Source organism: Arsukibacterium sp., assembly GCF_018402695.1.
Classification (GTDB): domain Bacteria; phylum Pseudomonadota; class Gammaproteobacteria; order Enterobacterales; family Alteromonadaceae; genus Alishewanella.
The window spans coordinates 111,311-129,269 of the sequence record NZ_JAGYIM010000023.1 but is presented as its reverse complement, the minus strand read 5'-3'; the positions used below and the strand labels follow the sequence as shown (position 1 = coordinate 129,269).

General features: G+C 53.7%; 16 protein-coding genes. 8 read left to right on the top strand and 8 right to left on the bottom strand.

Features of this window, described 5'->3' with window-relative positions; translation table 11 throughout:
* Position 1: 1 nt before the first annotated feature.
* On the bottom strand, positions 2-421 hold the full coding sequence (locus KG631_RS19085) for a LysR family transcriptional regulator (protein WP_301003904.1): 420 nt from the start codon (positions 419-421) through the stop codon (positions 2-4).
* Positions 422-572: 151 nt separating this feature from the next.
* On the opposite strand from KG631_RS19085, the gene KG631_RS15650 reads away from it, so the two are divergent.
* The 6 genes from KG631_RS15650 (at position 573) to KG631_RS15630 (ending at position 9,487) form a co-directional block, all read left to right on the top strand.
* Positions 573-1,748 (top strand): acyl-CoA dehydrogenase, encoded by a 1,176-nt coding sequence (locus KG631_RS15650; protein WP_214000594.1) that lies wholly within the window; start codon positions 573-575, stop codon positions 1,746-1,748.
* A gap of 14 nt (positions 1,749-1,762) precedes the next feature.
* Positions 1,763-2,209 carry a hypothetical protein gene (locus KG631_RS19080; RefSeq protein ID WP_301003903.1) on the top strand — a complete coding sequence of 149 codons (447 nt, stop codon included), beginning with the start codon at positions 1,763-1,765 and terminating at the stop codon, positions 2,207-2,209.
* Positions 2,115-4,019, top strand: a complete 1,905-nt coding sequence (locus tag KG631_RS15645) for a thiamine pyrophosphate-dependent enzyme (RefSeq protein WP_301003902.1) — start codon at positions 2,115-2,117, stop codon at positions 4,017-4,019. The genes KG631_RS19080 and KG631_RS15645 overlap by 95 nt, the downstream gene beginning before the upstream one ends.
* A complete protein-coding gene (locus KG631_RS15640; protein WP_214000593.1) occupies positions 4,012-5,046 on the top strand; it encodes a malonyl CoA-ACP transacylase in 1,035 nt (344 codons plus the stop codon). Before KG631_RS15645 ends, KG631_RS15640 begins: the two co-directional genes overlap by 8 nt.
* 187 nt (positions 5,047-5,233) lie before the next feature.
* Positions 5,234-6,379 carry an efflux RND transporter periplasmic adaptor subunit gene (locus KG631_RS15635; protein WP_214000592.1) on the top strand — a complete coding sequence of 382 codons (1,146 nt, stop codon included), beginning with the start codon at positions 5,234-5,236 and terminating at the stop codon, positions 6,377-6,379.
* A gap of 3 nt (positions 6,380-6,382) precedes the next feature.
* Positions 6,383-9,487: an efflux RND transporter permease subunit gene (locus KG631_RS15630; protein WP_214000591.1), complete on the top strand. Its 3,105-nt coding sequence runs from the start codon at positions 6,383-6,385 to the stop codon at positions 9,485-9,487.
* A 113-nt stretch (positions 9,488-9,600) separates the two neighbouring features.
* Here KG631_RS15630 and KG631_RS15625 read toward each other — a convergent pair whose 3' ends face one another.
* The 6 genes from KG631_RS15625 to KG631_RS19065 all read right to left on the bottom strand — a co-directional run bounded on the left by KG631_RS15625 (position 9,601) and on the right by KG631_RS19065 (position 13,248).
* The gene (locus tag KG631_RS15625) at positions 9,601-10,218 is read right to left on the bottom strand and encodes a TetR family transcriptional regulator (RefSeq protein WP_214000590.1); all 618 of its coding nucleotides are present in this window, start codon (positions 10,216-10,218) and stop codon (positions 9,601-9,603) included.
* Positions 10,219-10,481: 263 nt separating this feature from the next.
* Positions 10,482-11,063 (bottom strand): porin family protein, encoded by a 582-nt coding sequence (locus KG631_RS15620; protein WP_214000589.1) that lies wholly within the window; start codon positions 11,061-11,063, stop codon positions 10,482-10,484.
* A gap of 107 nt (positions 11,064-11,170) precedes the next feature.
* A complete protein-coding gene (locus KG631_RS15615; protein WP_214000588.1) occupies positions 11,171-11,878 on the bottom strand; it encodes a M15 family metallopeptidase in 708 nt (235 codons plus the stop codon).
* A gap of 30 nt (positions 11,879-11,908) precedes the next feature.
* Entirely contained in the window at positions 11,909-12,553 is a 645-nt protein-coding gene (locus KG631_RS19075; RefSeq protein ID WP_301003901.1) for a Na+/H+ antiporter NhaC family protein, read from the bottom strand.
* Positions 12,492-12,731, bottom strand: coding sequence for a hypothetical protein (locus KG631_RS19070; protein WP_301003900.1), 240 nt, complete (start codon positions 12,729-12,731; stop codon positions 12,492-12,494). Before KG631_RS19070 ends, KG631_RS19075 begins: the two co-directional genes overlap by 62 nt.
* Entirely contained in the window at positions 12,700-13,248 is a 549-nt protein-coding gene (locus KG631_RS19065; RefSeq protein ID WP_301003899.1) for a hypothetical protein, read from the bottom strand. The genes KG631_RS19070 and KG631_RS19065 overlap by 32 nt, the downstream gene beginning before the upstream one ends.
* Before the next feature lie 266 nt (positions 13,249-13,514).
* On the opposite strand from KG631_RS19065, the gene KG631_RS15605 reads away from it, so the two are divergent.
* Entirely contained in the window at positions 13,515-14,282 is a 768-nt protein-coding gene (locus tag KG631_RS15605) for a hypothetical protein (RefSeq protein WP_214000587.1), read from the top strand.
* Here KG631_RS15605 and KG631_RS15600 read toward each other — a convergent pair.
* Complete coding sequence (locus KG631_RS15600) at positions 14,238-16,394, bottom strand: tetratricopeptide repeat protein (RefSeq protein WP_214000586.1); 2,157 nt, start codon at positions 16,392-16,394, stop codon at positions 14,238-14,240. The two genes, KG631_RS15605 and KG631_RS15600, sit on opposite strands and share 45 nt — an antisense overlap.
* 133 nt (positions 16,395-16,527) lie before the next feature.
* Here KG631_RS15600 and KG631_RS15595 point away from each other — a divergent pair, with 133 nt between their 5' ends.
* Positions 16,528-17,955: a M14 family zinc carboxypeptidase gene (locus tag KG631_RS15595; protein ID WP_214000585.1), complete on the top strand. Its 1,428-nt coding sequence runs from the start codon at positions 16,528-16,530 to the stop codon at positions 17,953-17,955.
* The last annotated feature ends 4 nt before the right edge of the window (positions 17,956-17,959 follow it).

The window sequence follows — 17,959 nt, the reverse complement described above, 5'->3', positions numbered from 1 at the left end:
TTTAAGTTGTTGCGGGGTAATAATCCGGGCATCGCAGGGCTCGTCCGGCTCGACCAAATGCAGCTCCGAGGCCATCGACCTGCTGACTGAATTCGCGCAGCAGCGCGCTCATTCGTTCTACCCCCAGAGCCTTAATTAAACCCAGCCTGAATTGCACCCGGTTAACCGGCGTGCGGAACGACGCTTTTAATGACTGCAACTGGCCAAGCAGTTTGCCGGCATGGTTATACAACTTGTCGCCATCCTCCGTTGGAGTTACCCCTTTGGGTAAGCGGACAAATAACTTCACCCCCAGCTCCAGCTCTAACTGGCGCAAGGCCGCTGACAACGATGGCTGGGCCACGCAGCACTGGCGGGCGGCGGCGCTGATACTGCCCTGTTCATAGACGGCGACAAAGTAGCTGAGTTGGCGAATATCCATAGGTAAAAGCTATACCAGATACAGAATTAATATATTTTAACTTTATAGCAGGCCGCAGTAGAGTGAGCAACAGGCTTTAATTCAGCACAAAAGCATATTTATCGTCATTTTTGTCGATATTTTTTATCGAACAACAGCATGAGGTAGCGTTATGGCCCGCCCGGTATTTGATTGGCAAGACCCGTTTCAATTATCTGCAATGTTAAGCGAAGAAGAGCGGATGATCCGTGATACTGCGCATCAGTATTGCCAGGATAAACTGCAACCCCGGGTATTAATGGCCAACCGCAATGAACACTTTCACCGCGAAATTATGACTGAACTGGGCGAACTGGGGCTGCTGGGCGCTACCTTGCCGGAAAAATACGGCTGCTCAGCGGTCAATTATGTGTGCTATGGCCTGGTGGCGCGTGAAGTAGAGCGGGTCGACAGCGGTTATCGCAGTGCCATGAGCGTGCAGTCCTCGTTAGTGATGCACCCTATTCATGAATATGGCACCGAAGCGCAGCGCCAGAAATACCTGCCCAAACTGGCGACTGGCGAATGGGTGGGCTGTTTTGGCTTAACCGAGCCGGATGCCGGCTCTGATCCCGCCGGTATGCGCACCGTGGCGAAGAAAACCTCCAATGGTTATCTGCTGAACGGCAGCAAGATGTGGATCACTAACTCGCCAATTGCTGATGTGTTTGTGGTGTGGGCTAAGTTAGACGGTGAAATTCGCGGTTTTGTGCTGGAAAAAGGCATGAAAGGCCTAAGTGCGCCGAAAATTGACGGCAAATTCTCGCTCAGGGCCTCGATTACCGGCGAAATAGTGATGGAAAACGTCGAAGTGCCGGAAGAGGCGATTTTCCCGGAAGTACGTGGCTTAAAAGGCCCCTTTGGCTGCCTGAATAAAGCACGTTATGGTATTGCCTGGGGCGCATTAGGCGCAGCCGAGTTCTGCTGGCATGCCGCCCGCCAGTATACGCTGGACCGCACCCAGTTTGGCCGGCCACTGGCCCAGACCCAGCTGATCCAGAAAAAACTGGCCGATATGCAAACCGAGATCAGCATTGGCTTGCTGGGCTGCTTGCAGGCCGGGCGCTTGATGGATGCCGGCCAGTTAGCGCCGGAAACTATTTCGCTGATTAAGCGCAATTCCTGTGGCAAGGCGCTGGATATTGCCCGTCTGGCCCGCGATATGCACGGCGGCAATGGCATTGCCGATGAATATCATGTGATTCGCCATGTAATGAATTTAGAGGCGGTAAATACCTACGAAGGCACCCATGATGTACATGCGTTAATTTTAGGCCGGGCCCAGACCGGTCTGCAGGCATTCAGCTAACCGTGGCCGAACCGATGCATCCGTGGCTGCAGCAGTTTCTTCAGCAGATTGACAGCAACAGCTTAGCACCGGCCAGCAGTTTGCAGCAGGGCTTAAGTGACAGTGAACTGTACCGGCTCTGGCACAGCCAACTAAGCAGCCGCCTGCTGGATTTGCAGTCGCGCTTATTGCAGGCTAAAGGCCAGAGCTTTTACACCATTGGCAGTGCCGGCCATGAGGGTAATGCCGCGGTGGCAGCGGCACTGCGCTTAACCGATCCGGCGTTTTTACATTACCGCAGTGGTGCCTTTTTTATTGAGCGCAGTAAACAGTTACCGGGTAGTACACCACTGTACGATATGTTGCTGTCGTTCTGTGCCTCCAGTGATGACTCCTATCTCCGGCGGCCGGCACAAGGTGCTGGGCAGCCTGGCGCTGAATATTCCGCCGCAAACCAGCACTATTGCCTCGCAAATACCTAAAGCGGTTGGTACTGCTTTTGCCATTGATTTAAGTAAGCGGCTGGGCCAGAGCGGCAACTGGCCGCATGATGCGATAGTGATGTGCAGCTTTGGCGATGCCTCGGCCAACCATTCCACTGCTCAGGGCGCCATTAATGCGGCTTGCTGGGCGGCGTATCAGCATGTGCCGGTACCAATGTTGTTTGTCTGTGAGGATAACGGCCTGGGTATTTCCACGCCAACACCGCAGGGCTGGATTGAACAAAGCCTGGCCGACCGGCCTGAGCTGCGTTACTTTGCTGCCGATGGCCGCGATTTGGCCCAAACCTTCGCGGTGGCCCGCAAAGCGGCGCACTATGTCCGGACTAAACGCCAGCCAGCGCTGTTACATTTATCCACCGTGCGCTTATTTGGCCATGCCGGGGCTGATACCGAAACCGCCTATCGCAGTAAAAACCTGATTAACGCTGAGCTGGAGCTCGACCCTATTCTGGCCAGCACCGCGACGATGCTGGCGCGCGGCGTGTTAAGCCGGCCACAGTTATTAAATGTGGTGCTCGATTTAGCCAGCCAGATCAGCCGGGTAGCCGCCGTTGCCAGCAGCCGGCCCAAATTACAAACAGCGGCCCAGGTTATGGCCGCGATAGCGCCAGTGCGCCCTGCATTGCCGGCACCACCGTTACCACCAACGGCCATTCGCAGTGCGCTATTTGAGTTCGATAAGCATAACCTCGGTAAGCCACAGCATTTAGCCAAACTGCTGAACTGGACCCTGCATGATTTATTTGCCCAGTACGGCAATACCGTGCTGTTTGGTGAAGATGTCGCCAAAAAAGGCGGGGTTTACGGCGTATCGCAGCATTTAATTCAGGCGTTTGGTGGCAATCGGGTCATTAATACCTTACTGGATGAACAAAGTATTCTGGGGATGGCGATAGGCCTGGCGCAGCAGGGCATGTTGCCGATTGCGGAAATTCAGTTTCTGGCTTATGTCCATAATGCAGAAGATCAGATCCGCGGCGAGGCGGCCACGCTGCCGTTTTTCTCCAATGGTCAGTATCACAATGGCATGGTGATCAGGATCGCCGGCCTGGCCTATCAGCGCGGTTTTGGTGGTCATTTTCATAATGATAATTCGTTTGCGGTATTCCGGGATATTCCGGGCATTATTGTGCTGTGTCCGTCAAACGGTGCCGACGCCGCCTTGCTTTTACGCCAGGCAGTGCAGCTGGCTTATGAGCAGAAACGGCTGGTGATCTTTTTAGAACCGATTGCCTTATATATGACCCGCGATTTACTGGCCCCGGGCGATGGCGGCTGGCTTTGCGACTATCCGCTGCCTGATGAACCGTTACCGGCGCTGGGGGAGCCGGCTGTGTTTAACCAGGCTGCTTACCCAGTCTCAGGCCAGGTCTCGGGCCAGGCCCCTGAGCAGGGCACGGTAGAGCAGCCGGCGCTGACCATTATCAGTTACGGCAATGGCTATTACTTAAGCCGGCAGGCTGCAGCAGAGCTGGCGCAAGCAGGTTACAGCCTGCGAGTGCTGGATTTACGCTGCCTGGTACCACTGCATATTGATGCTATCGTTGCAGCGCTGGCAGATTGTCGCCAGGTACTGATTGTCGATGAGTGCCGGCGGCGCGGCTCGCTTAGCGAAGAGCTGTTTACCGCCTTGCATGAGGCGCGACCAGGCTGTTACCAGTTAAGTAGGATCACCGCAGAGGACAGCTTTATTCCGCTGGGTGCCGCCGCCTATGCGGTGCTGCCGTCAAAACAACAGATTGTCGATAAAGTGCGGCAGTTGCTGGCTGGGAGCAACATAAATGAGTAGAAAAACCGCGCTGGTTGTCTGCCCGGGCCGCGGCAGTTATAACCGGCCAGAACTTGGCTATATTCAGCAGCACTTGCCGGCGGCCAGCCCGTTTCGCCAGCAACTGGGTGAATTTGATGCCCTGCGTGCAGAGCTTGGCCTGGCCACGGTTACTGAACTGGATAGTGCAGCCAGTTTCAGCAACGCCCGCCATATTAAAGCGGAGAACGCCGCGGCATTAATTTTCAGCGCCGGGCTGGCCGATTTCAGCCAGATTAACCGCGACAAATTCGACATTGTGGCCATTACCGGTAACTCGATGGGCTGGTACACGGCGCTCGGCTGTGCCGGGGTGTGGCAGGGCCGCGACAGTATGCAACTGGTAACCAGCATGGCACAGCTTACTGCCGGTGCGGCCGGCGGCCAGTTTATTTACCCACTGGTAAACAGCGATTGGCAGCTGGATATCGACAAACAGGCCCGGCTGGCTGAACAGCTTTACCTGCATCAGGGCGCCTTGTTTATGTCGATAGCCTATGGTGGCTATGCGGTGCTGGCCGGGACCCAGAGTGCGGTGCAGCAGGCAATGCAGGCGCTGCCGCCCTGTGATGAGCGGTTTCCACTGTTACTACCCGGCCATGCGGCCTTTCACAGCCCGTTAATGCAGAGCGCGGCCGATCAGGCGCTGGCCCATTTTGCTGAGCCGCTCTTTGCCACGCCACAGCTGCCATTAATTGATGGCCGTGGCGTGATCTGGCCCAGCCAGCTGGCCCAGCCCAGCGCATTAAAAGCCTATACCTTAGGCCAGCAGGTCTGCGATACCTTTAATTTCAGCCGGGCCATTCAGGTAGCGGTAAAAGAATTTGCGCCCGAGCATATTATTTTACTGGGGCCGGGTAGTGGCCTGGGCGGTGCCGTTGCCCAGAGCCTGATTGCCCTCAACTGGCAGGGGCTGAGCAGTAAGCAGGATTTCAGCCATGCCCAGCAGGCTGACTGTCCCTTTGTGCTTAGTATGGGCTTGCCAGAGCAGCGTCAGCTGGTTTGCTGAAGCCGGCTGTTCGCCGCCTGGATCCTGTCACTTTATTCACCGTTAAAAGCCTGCCATCCGGCGCAAGATCACTCTTTTTGCTTGCTAACATACACTGGTGTATGTATATTGCCGGGCTAATCTGGCCGGACTAGTCGGGCGCCCCTGAGCGCAGAGCCGGCGTTACCATGTCAATACAGGATACACTATGCAAGTTTTCAAGCCGTGGGCTAAACAACTGACCATGCTGGTTGCTGCCGGCGTTTTGCTGCTGGCTGGTTGCAGCGAGCCGCCTGCTGGCAGCGCTGGCCAGGGCCAGCCTGCGCCTGAAGTGGCCGTGGTTACGCTGAGCACCAGCGCAGTCGAGTTAACCACTGAATTGCCTGGCCGTACCACCGATTTTCGGCATGCCGAAATCCGGCCGCAGGTCAGCGGCATTTTGCAGCAACGGCTGTTTACCGAAGGCCAGTTGGTCACAGCCGGCCAGCTGTTGTATAAAATTGACCCAGGCTCTTACCAGGCGGCATTAAGCAGTGCGCAAGCCGCGCTCAGCAGCGCCAAAGCGGTGCAGCACAACGCCCGCTTAAAAGCCAAGCGGATAGAAGGCTTGCTCGGTAATAAAGTTGTTAGCCAGCAGGATGCCGATGACGCCGAAGCAGTGCTAATGCAGGCAGATGCAGCCGTAGCGAGTGCCGAAGCGGCCCTGTTAACAGCGCAGATAAATTTAGATTATACCGATATTAAAGCCCCGATAGCCGGCCAGATTGGGCGGTCACTGGTGACTGAAGGCGCCTTACTGACCGCAAATCAGGCGCAGGGACTGGCGACAATTCGCCAGCTTGACCCTATTTATGTCGATTTAACCCAGTCGAGTAACGAGCTGCTAAAGCTGAAACGGCAACTGCGTGCTGATGATGGCGCGGGTGACGTCCGGGTTGAATTATTACTGGACGATGGTAGCAGTTATGCTGAAGCAGGCAGTTTGCAGTTCTCTGAAGTGAATGTGGATCCGGGTACCGGCATGGTGACGTTGCGCGCGGTATTCCCGAATAAAGAGGGTGACTTATTACCCGGCATGTTTGTGCGGGCCCGCTTGCACCATGGCAGTAATGATCAGGCGCTGTTAGTGCCGCAAAAAGCGGTTAGCCGCACTCCGAAAGGCGATGCCACGGTAATGCTGGTGAATAAAGATAACCAGGTAGAGCTGCGGCCGGTAACTTTAGGTAACAGTTATGGCCAGAACTGGCTGGTCACCGCGGGTCTTAGTAGTGGCGAGCAGGTGATTGTCGCCGGCTTACAAAAAGTGCGGCCGGGCGTCACTGTTACTGTGGTTGACGCTGCGGACGAGGAGTAAGCGATGGCGAATTTCTTTATCAGCCGGCCTATTTTTGCCTGGGTTATCGCCATTGTCATTATGCTGGCCGGCCTGCTGGCCATTAAACAACTACCGATAGAGCAATATCCACGCATTGCGCCACCGGCGATCAGCATCAGCGCTTCATACCGCGGGGCATCGGCGCAAACGGCAGAATATGCGGTAACCCAGGTGATAGAGCAGGCGATGAATGGCCTGGACAACCTGATGTATATGTCGGGCAACTCAGACTCGTCCGGTAACGTCAGCCTGACTCTGACCTTTGAAACCGGTACCGATGCTGATATTGCTCAGGTGCAGGTCCAGAATAAACTGCAGCAGGCGTTGCCGTTGCTGCCGCAGGAAGTGCAACAAAACGGTGTGCGGGTAGCGAAATCGAATGGCGGCTTCCTGATGGTTGTCGGCTTTATCTCGGAAGATGGCAGCCTGGAACGCGACGACATTGCCGATTTTGTGGTGGCAAACGTTAAGGACCCGCTCAGCCGGACCAGCGGTGTCGGTAATGTCCAGGTGTTTGGCAGCCAGTATGCAATGCGAGTCTGGCTGGATGCTGACAAACTGAACCAGTACCAGTTAACCCCGGCTGACGTTACGGCGGCAATTCGGGTGCAGAATAATCAGGTAACCGCCGGTCAGTTAGGTGGCGCGCCGGCGCTGGAAGGCCAGCAATATAATGCAGCTATACTGGCCCAGACCCGGCTGACCTCAGCCGAGGAATTCGGCCAGATCTTACTGAAAGTTAACGCTGATGGCGCCCTGGTAAAACTAAACGATGTGGCGCGGGTTGAGCTGGGCGGTGAAGATTACTCAGTAATAGCCCGTTACAACGGCAAAATGGCCACCGGTTTGGCGATAGAACTGGCGACCGGTGCTAATGCCCTGGATACGGCGGCGGCAGTTAAAGCCAAGCTGGCCGAGCTGGAGCCGTATTTTCCGCAGGGTTTAAGTGCGGTTATTCCTTATGACACCACGCCTTTTGTTGAAGTTTCCATTAGCTCAGTGGTACAAACCCTGATTGAAGCCATTATTCTGGTCTTTCTGGTGATGTATCTGTTTTTACAGAACTTCCGCGCGACGTTAATTCCTACCCTGGCGGTGCCGGTGGTGCTGCTCGGCACCTTTGGCATTATGGCGGCCTTTGGTTTTACCATTAACACCCTGACCATGTTTGGCATGGTGCTGGCAATAGGCTTGCTGGTGGATGATGCCATCGTCGTCGTCGAAAATGTCGAGCGGGTAATGAGCGAAGAGGGCTTAGGCCCGGTAGAAGCCACCCGCAAATCGATGGGCCAGATCACCGGAGCATTGGTCGGTATTGGCCTGGTGCTGTCGGCGGTATTTGTGCCAATGGCATTTTTCGGCGGGGCTACCGGCGCCATTTATCAGCAATTCTCGATTACTATAGTTACGGCCATGGCCTTGTCGGTGTTGGTAGCGCTAATGTTTACCCCGGCATTGTGTGCCACCATGCTTAAACCGGTTAATGGCAATCATCAGCAGAAACGCGGCTTCTTTGGCTGGTTTAATCGTGGCTTTGATCGCAGCAACGCAAGCTATCAGCGCGGCGTAGCCGGCATGCTGGCGCGGCCGAAACGCTCAATGCTGATCTACGGGGTGATTGTCGCGGTGATGGCCTTGATGTTTATGCGCTTACCCACCTCGTTTTTGCCGGAAGAAGATCAGGGCGTATTTTTAACCATGATCCAGTTGCCAACCGGCGCCAGCCAGCAGCGAACCGAGGCGGTAATGGACCAGGTAGCCGCGCACTATGCTACCGAAGATTCGGTACGGTCGGTGTTTACCGTGTCGGGCTTCAGTTTCGCCGGCCGCGGCCAGAATATGGGCCTGGCGTTTGTCAGGCTGGCTGACTGGAGTGAACGCAACGAGGCAGACAGTGTGCAGGCTGTGATCGGCCGGGCCTGGGGCTTTTTTGGTACCGTCAAAGAAGCCCAGATTTTTGCCTTTAACCTGCCGCCGATTGCCGAACTTGGCCGGGCTACCGGTTTCTCATTATTTCTGCAGGACCGGGGTGGGATAGGCCACGAGGCCTTGCTGAATGCCCGTAATCAGTTACTGGGGATGGCCGCAGAGCAGCCCAGTCTGCTTGGTGTGCGGCCCAATGGTATGGAAGATGCGCCGCAATTGCAGATAGAGGTAGATCAGTTAAAAGCCCAGGCCTTGGGGGTGTCATTAAATGATATCAACCAGACCTTGTCGATTGGCTGGGGCTCGACCTATGTTAACGATTTTACTGACCGTGGCCGGGTGAAAAAAGTGTTTGTGCAGGCGGAGCCGGAGTTTCGAATGACCCCGGAAGATATTCAGCGCTGGCATGTGAGGAACAGTAGTGGCGAGATGGTCAGTTTCAGCTCGTTTGCCAGTAGCGAATGGGTATACGGCCCGCAGCGGCTGGAACGCTACAACGGCGTGGCGGCGATGGAAATTCAGGGCGAACCGGCGCCGGGCACCAGCTCGGGGGATGCAATGGCAACCATGGAGCAGTTAATCAGCCAGTTGCCGGACGGTATTGGGTTTGAGTGGACTGCGACGTCTTATCAGGAAAAACTATCAGGCTCGCAGGCACCGGCATTGTATGCGCTTTCTATTCTGGTGGTGTTTTTATGTCTGGCTGCGTTGTATGAAAGCTGGAGCGTGCCTTTTGCGGTGATACTCGTGGTACCACTGGGCATTATTGGTGCTTTAACGGCGGCTTATCTGCGGGGCATGGGTAACGATGTCTATTTTCAGGTGGGGCTGTTAACGACTATGGGGCTGGCCTCGAAAAACGCCATCCTGATTGTCGAGTTTGCCCGTGAGCTGCAGAATCAGGGCAAGGAGCTGACAGCGGCTATTCTGGAAGCGGTGCGCCTGCGCTTACGACCCATCATTATGACGTCAATGGCCTTTTCGCTTGGTGTATTGCCCTTAGTTCTCAGCTCGGGTGCCGGCTCTGCCAGCCGCAATGCCATTGGCACCGGTGTGCTCGGTGGCATGATTTCAGCCACGGTGCTGGCGGTATTTTTGGTGCCGGTGTTTTATCTGGTCGTTATGAGGCTGTTTGCTAAAAGGACCCCGCCAGCCCGCTAGACGGTTTTAAAATCAGTACCTTTGCCAGCTAGTCCGTTTTGCAATTGCGGTTAGCTGGCTTTTTTATGGTTGGCGTTACTGTTTCCAGCCTGGTTGCAACGGATTTTCGCGGTTCAGGCTTTTTTCAGGCCCAACAGCATGGCGTCAATTAACTTAGGCGCGTGCTGCATTAAATCGCATTGCTGCGGCTTTAACAAAAAGTGGCTGATAATGCCGCCAACGTACATATGCAGCGCAACGGCTGCCAGCCGGGGGCAAACTCCAGTGCGTAACATCCCGGCCTGCTCAGCCCGTTCAAATGCTCTCTGCATTACCGCAACTGCGGCTTCATCCAGTTTATCCTGCTGGTTGACCGCCGGGTTCAGCTCATCAATATACTCACAGCGATGGAAGACAATGGTCAGCACTCTGTGGTGCTGTTCACTGGAAGCAATAAGGCGCAGGCCATTACTCATTAGCTCATGCAACTGACTGAACGGGTCGGCAGCCGGGTTGTTATCCACTGCCGCCAGCAGATGCTGAAAGGGCAGGCGCACCCGCTCCAGCATGGCGTTAAATAAGTCTGCTTTGTTCTGAAAATGCCAGTAAATAGCACCACGGGTTACCCCGGCTGCGGCGGCAATCTTCTCCAGCGTAGTGCGGGAAACCCCATGTTCAAAAAACAACAGTTCGGCTGCATCCAGAATAGCGGCACGGGTGCTTTCCGCTTCGGCTTTAGTACGTCTTGCCATAGTTAAAAGTGGTTAACATGGTTAAAAAATAACATGAGTTTATACTAACAGATCAATGGCGATAGCTCTAATGGCATTAGCGGCAGCTGCAAGGCTGGTTGCGACAGGACTGTCGGCCAGGCTGGTGGGCAACACAGGTAAACAAGGGCCGGCAAAAACAGATGCCCGTTAGCAGGGAGGACCAGCGGGCATCTGCAACAAACCTTGCGCCAGCAACCTGCCATCATCTGTGGTGAGATGGCCGCTGGCGGGGTAAGCCGGGCTTAGAACTGATAGTTCAGGCCAACGGTCATCATTGATACGTCAGACTCAATCAGGCCTTCATCTTCGTCTTCAAGATCGGGCAGCATAGTATATTCAGCGACCAGACTTAAGCGGTTGGTCAGATGAAAAGTAGCACCTGCACCATATATAAAGCCGCTTTCGGTGGTCGATTCAGAGCCGGTCAGTCCTGGAATATCGTAGGCAAAACTGTATTTAGTTTCGCCATAGCCCGCGGTGGCAAACACAGCAAAACGGTCGCCCAGCGGTAAGGAGCCTTTGGCCATCAAGGCCATATGGCGGTCGATGTCATAGCGGGCGGAGTCGGTGTCATCAAAAATTTCTTCGTCTTCTACGCCAACAGCATAGCGGGCCTCGACGGCCAGAAAGCTGGTAAGCTGCAGACCGGCATTAACTCCGGCTACCCCAAAATCGAGATCGGTATTGGCAAAATCGGATTCCAGTTCTACTTTATGCTGGCCGTAGTGGCCACCGAGGTAAAAGCCTTTGTCGTAAGTTTGGGCAGCAACTGCTGCTGAGAAGAAAGATCCAACGAGAACGGCGCTTGTAAGTAGCTTATGCATAGTGACTCCTTAATTGCGATTACGACGATTAAAGTCACTAACAGGTATAACAAAGCCTTGATGAATCAATTATTAATATAGTGTAATTATCTGTAATTAATTTTGGTTTATTTAATAACAAAATCAAAATACTGCTCGGTGTATACCGGCGGCTGATGGGTAAAGTGCCACCATTCCATGCTGTATACCTTAAAATTGGCACTGGCCATAATATCCAGTAATAACTGACGGTTAGCTTGTTGAGTCTGGTTGATAGCCGGGTGGCCGACATTGGAAACCGGGTCGAACATATCAAAGGCTGAACCCATGTCCAGCGGTTGCCAGTTGCCATCGGCATCCAGCCGGGCCAGAGTTAAATCGATGGTGCTACCGCGGCTGTGGCCAGATTTCTCTGCAATATATTCGCCGACCAGCTGGTCTTTAGCCAGGTTGGGGTAATACTCAGCCTTGGTGCTGGTGTCAGCTAAATCTTTGGCCCAGCGCATAAAATGGTTTACCGCCCGCTGCGGCCGGTAGCAATCATAAATCCACAGGGTTAAGCCCTGGGCGGCGGCGGCTTGCTGCGCTTTTACCAAAGCGTTAGCCGCGTTTTGCTGCAAATAGCATTTATTGGCCTGATAACCATCGACCTGCATGCCGACAAAATTGTCGCTGCCCAGATACGCCATATGAATTTGGGCATCGGGCACCAGGCTGGCCACATCAGTAAAGTCGGCTGGTACGGCCGGCTCGCTCTGCTTAGCGGTTGCAGATGCCGCGATGGCCATTACCAGTAACGCCAGCAGACAGAAAGGGGACAGCAGGGCGATGTTCATCATTATATCCTCGTTAAATCGTTATCCTCGTTAAATCATCAATATGCCGGCGATTACAAAGCTTAGTAGCGCGATGGCGCCACAGACCAGGGCATAAGGCAGCTGGGTTTTTACGTGCTCCAGTAAGTCACAGCCGGCGGCCACCGAGCTTACCGCGGTGCTGTCGGAAATAGGTGAGCAGTGATCACCAAATACCCCGCCGCTTAATATCGCGGCCAGAATAAGCTGCGGTGGTAAACCCAACAGGCTGACCATTGGCATGCCGATAGGAATAAGAATAGCAAAGGTGCCCCAGCTGGTGCCGGTGGTAAACGAAATTAACGCACCGGCTAAAAACAGCAGCGCCGGAATAAGCACCTGTGGCAGGTTTTGATCAACAATGCCGGCAATAAAGGTGCCGGTGCCGAGCAGTTTTAAGCTGGAGCCGAGCGACAGCGATAACAACACGATGGTAACCAACGGCAGTAACTCACTGATGCCTTTAAAACCAATATCGACCAGTTGCTGGTGGGCAAAGCGGCGGCTAAGCAGCATCATAGCGTACACCACCACGCAGGACAGCGCGGTGGCATACAGCACCGATTTGGAGCCCGAGCCCTGCACCAGCTGACCATTACCGGTTAACAACATAAAGCCGAGCATGGCCGCTACCAGCGTAACCAGCGGTACCAGCATATAAGCCGGGTGGCTGGGCTGCGGTCTCAATTTCGCTGTGATGCGACAACGTATGCAGCTGCTGTTCTGATTTACGCATCGGCCCGTACACCTTGCCACTGATAATGGTATACAGCACCACCACCAGAGTAATTAACGCATAGAAATTAAGCGGTATGGTGCCAATTAAAATAGCCACCGGACTTTGGGGTAAATCGATAGGTGCTCAGCAGCCCCAGAATATAAGCACCCCAGCCGTTGAGTAAAATAATAATGCAAATAGGGGCGCTGGTGCTGTCGATAATATAGGCCAGGCGGGCCCGGCTCATTTTAAATTTATCAAACAGGCCGCGCGAGCTGATACCCGCCGTTAACGAGCTTAAATTCGATTCTATAAAGGTTACACTGCTGATAAAAAAGGTTAGTAAGCCGGCCTGGCGGCCATTGCGGGCGATACCTTTATTCACCAGCATCGCCACCGTGGCCGACACCCCGCCGGAGTAGCGCATATAGGCCAGTAAGCCACCGACCAGCAACGAGAACATTAAAATACGGGCGTTGTCGGCGTCACCGGTAACGGCAATAATCCGTTCCAGGGTCTGAATGCTGCCGTCAAGTAATAAACCGGCACCAAAGCTCTGGCCATTTTGCAGAAATATCAGCAGCTCGAGGTACAGAGTGATAATAGCAACGCTAAAATCACTTCTTTGCGCCACAGTACCACGGCAATGGCGACGACCGCCGGAAGTAGGGTTAACCAGTCTGCCACCATCGGCTCCTTTTTATTATTTTTATACAGTTACTTTTATACAGATAAGCATGCCGGCGGGCAAGCCAGCCACTGGCGTTTTAACAGTTTTCTGCTTTACTTAGTGGGTTCTAAATTATCTGGTTATTAATTTTATTAACCTTAAGTTTGCCTTCGTGGTTCGGTCAGCAGTAAGCCGGTGAAATGCAGCATCAATAACAGGGAGTGCCGGTTATGCGTTTGTTAAAATATGCGGTGGTGGGGTTACTGTTTTGCAGTTTTCTGGCTGAGGCTGAGTTAATCCGTGGTGCTGGTCGAGCCTCAGAAACTTCGACCAGGCCGCAAAGTTATGGCTTATTTGATAACAGTTATTTTAACGACAGCTATCTGCTGGCCGGCGCCCCGGCTATTGATCGGGTTAGCTTTACTATCGGCGACCTGCCGCTACTAGCGGTGCCGCGGGAGTGTTGGCTGATTACCGATTTATTGCCGCCGCCGGAGTTCTGGCAGGAAGAGCCTTGCTATTACCAGTTTGAACTGGGTGCGCAACTGGATTTTGAAAGTGCCTTAATTTGGGATTTCCCCTCCGCCTTTGCTGCTGAATTTAGCTGGACCCTGACTCAAGGTGAGCAAAGCTGGGCGTTTTCCGCTTTGCGCGAGAATGGCTTTAACCCTGCAGCTGCTATGCCGGATGATTTAGTGCCGGGCGAATATTGGCTGACCTTTAACAGTACTTTTTATTCCGGCGCAGATAGGGATTTTTATTATCGCAATGATCGCGATGAATGCGGTCCTGTGTTTCTGGATGAAGGTGATGAACGTTGCTATTACTACCTTGGCAATCGCTCTGATGTATTGAGCTTTAGCTCGCCGTCTGAGCAGGTATTTATTCTGGAGCGCAGTGCAGTCCAGGTGCCGCTGCCGTCTACTTTGAGCCTATTTGCCGGCTTAGGGTTGCTACTGGTTGGCCGGCGCAGGTTGCTTAGCTTGCGCCAGCGCTAGCCGGCGCTGTTCTGCCAGTGCATTATCCAGTTGCTGGCGCAGTTGCGCCAGCTGATCTGGCGGTATAGTCTCAAAAATCGGATCGTGAAAAGTCCACCACTCGCGCCAGCCATAGGCCATCGCTTGTTGCAGTTCTTGTAACGCTAACTCATTTTCGCCTTGCAAGGCTGCCAGTCGTGCTGCCAGATGATTCAGGTAGCTATCGCGCAACTCGCTTTGCATAGCAGCGTGCAGCTGTTTTTGGCAACGAGCCTTCAATTCTGCTGCCTGCTGCTGTTGTCCCTGCTGGTTAAGTGCCCATGCTATTTCAATAGCCGGACTGCACATCGGCATGCCATATAAGTCTTCCGAATCAAAAAGCGCATAGCTTTGCAGTAAAAGGTTTGCAGCCTGCTCCTTATTGCCTGCCAACATCTGGTACCAGGCCATCTCGAATTGTAGCCAGGCATCATCTGGTTGAGCTGCCAGTTTAAATGTCATTTCTTTAAAAAGAGTATCGAAATCGCTATTGCGCAGCAGATAACTATTTCGAAACCGCGGATTATCTGCTAGTTCTGGATGCCTGTCTGTCAAGCCAAGACTTAACACTAAACCAAGGTAGTTGCGGCGATAGCCTGTATTTTCCGGCGAGATCTGATGGGCATATTGCCAATGCCGCAGACTGTCAGCCAGCAGGCCTTGATTAAAGGCAACCAACGACATGCCAACATTGCCCAAAGGTGACTCGGGAAAGTCTGAAATTAACTGAGTGAAGCTATCTGTGGCTTCAGCAAACTGGCCACGGATCGCCTGTTCATAACCGCGGTTATACAGCACGGCGATCGATACCGGATCCAGCTGATATGCCCGTTCCAGTGCTTGCAATGACTCATCATACTTGCCTTGCTGCTTGAGCAGCAGATACTGCCACATATGGGCTACTGCCAGGTTGGGGTTAAGCGCTATCGCCTGCTGATAAGCGGCCAGTGCCGGCTCAGGCTGCTGTTGCAGCTCGAGCATCTTGCCCTGAATGGCATAGGCTTCGGCGAGCTCTGGCGCCCGGCGCAGTGCCTTTTCCAGATATTCAGCAGCCAGCTTAGTGGCGATATCAACGTCAATAATGCCAAACTCTTTACTGCCATCGCTAAGCAATAACAGCGTATCGGCCAGGCCGACGTAAGCCAGCGCATATTCCGGATCCTGGCCGATGGCTTGTTCAAATAACTGACGGGCTTGTTGCATCGCTTCGCTGGTTTGTAACCGGTATTGCTCGCGGGCTTTTAAGTAGCTGACATACGCATCGGCACTTTGAGTGCTGGCATTGGCTGATAAATCCTGTAGCGAATTGCCGTCTTTTAAGCTGGCCTGCAAGGTATTGGCAACCGAGCGCGCCACCTCGCTCTCCAGCGCAAATATATCGGTTAGCTCTCGCTCAAGCTGCTGACTCCATAAGGTCTGGCCGCTGCTGCCATCGAGCAGTTGCAAATTAATCTGTAACTGCTGGCCTTGCAAACTGATGCTGCCGCTAAGCAAGGTGGCGACACTAAGCCGGCTGGCAATCTCGGCCAGGCTTAGTTGCTGGCGGCTCAGTACCTGGCCGGAGCTGGCAGCAGCGACGGTTAAGCCGGGGCTGCGACCAAGCTGACTGCTGATTTCCTCAGCCAGGCTGTTGGCCAGTAATTCCAGCTCAGGGTTAGCGTGGTCCTGTTTTAACTGACTAAAAGGCAGCACGGCAATAGAGTTGGCTGCTAATAAACTCAGCGCTGCCGGCTCACTGTTGGGCCGGCTAAGTAAATAATACTGATAACCCAGCAGTGCGCTGCAAAGACTAACCAGCAATAAGCCTGTACGTTGTTTAGTGCCAAATATTACCGGCATATGGCCATCAGCACGGGCAATTAACTGCAGCCGACCATGCTGATACTGATAAAACCAGGCCAGATAGCACACTAAGGGCGTGGCCGCTATCAGGCTGATCGCGATAATAGTGCCGGGCAGCGGCGGTAGCTGTAACAGTTGGCTGACCACCGCAACAACTTGCAGTAATAGCCAGACCAGAACAAGGTAGGCCAGCACAGTGCTAAGCACCTTGCGCTGGCGTAGTCGCCGGTAAAACTGACGGGGGTTAAGCAATTGGACACATCCCTGCTGAATTAGCTTTTGCTAAGCTTAGCCCAGAGTTGGCAATTGTGCAGAGTGATGCGTATTGCCGGCTGTGGTATGGTTGATAACAGTTTGGGGCTAAATTAATGAAAGAGAGGATGCTATGTTAAAGCGAGTATCGTTATGGTTAGCGTTAAGTGCCGTGCTGTCAGGGCTGGCAAGCGCAGCAGATTATACCCAATTCACCGCCCCCGGTTTGGCGAAAAGCCAGATAACTCACGATGATATTGCGCCGCTGATTGACTATTACCAGCAACAAGACTGGCTGGAGGTAAGCGAGCTGGGCCGCTCAGTTGAGCAGCGACCGATGTACTTGCTGAAAATTGGCCACGGAGAGCGCAAAGTGCTGGCCTGGTCGCAAATGCATGGCGATGAACCCACGGCTACTGCCGCTATTTTTGATTTGCTGGCGGTGCTGGATGCCCAGCAACAGCAGCAGGCGGGAGCAGACAGTAAACGGGCTGGCTGGCAGCAAAATGTTACCTTGTATCTAATTCCAATGCTGAACCCGGACGGTGCCGAGCGTAACAGCCGCTTTAATGCCCTTGGCATTGACGTAAACCGCGATGCGCTGGCGCTGCAAACCCCGGAGGGGCAGCTGTTAATGCAGGCAGCAAAAAAAATTAAGCCGCATTATGGTTTTAACTTGCACGATCAGAACCGCTACCATGCTGCCGGTGACAGCAAAAAACCGGCAACGATCTCATTACTGGCACCGGCATATAACGAGGCGCGTGAGATAAACCCCAGCCGCCATGCCGCCATGCAGTTAGTCAGTGCTGTAAAGCCGCTGCTGGATAAAGTGTTGCCTGAGCAACAGGGCCGCTACAATGACGCTTATTCAATCCGCTCCTTTGGGGATACTTTCTCGAAGATGGGGATTAGCACGGTACTGGTGGAAGCGGGTGGTCAGTTTAACGACCCATTCCGCCAGCAGGCCCGGCAGATAAATGTGCAGTTGTATCTAAGCTGGCTCGATCTGATAAGTACTGGCCGTTACCGCGAATATGATTTAAGCGGCTACAACAGCATTCCGATGAATAACAGCGGCGGCATGAAAGATTTAATTATCAGTAATATCAACCTGCCAAAGGCTGATGGCAATGGCGTACTGGCAAAGGTAGATTTAGCCTTTACCGCCGGTGGTAATGGCCGGGGCCAGGTGGTGCTGGATGAAATAGGCGATGCCAGTATTTATGGTGGCTATTACACCCTGGATGCCAGCGGCATGCGCTACAGCGCTGGTAAAGCCTACCCGCTAACCGGACCGCTGACCTTAACGGCAGAGCGTTATGTTCAGCTGCTGGCCGATGGCTACAGCCATTTCAGCGGCGAAGCCGGTTTACTGAACAATAGTTCCGGCATGCCAGTGGCGGTAAACCCGCGAGGAGTGAATAAGCCCTGGCCACAACGCCGGTTAACCACCACTTTTCTGCTGAGTAAAGACAACGCGGTACAACTGGCCGTAGTAAATGGCCGGCTGATCAGGCTGGCCGATGCCAGCTTGCTTGATGCCTTTAGCGGTAATTAAGCCG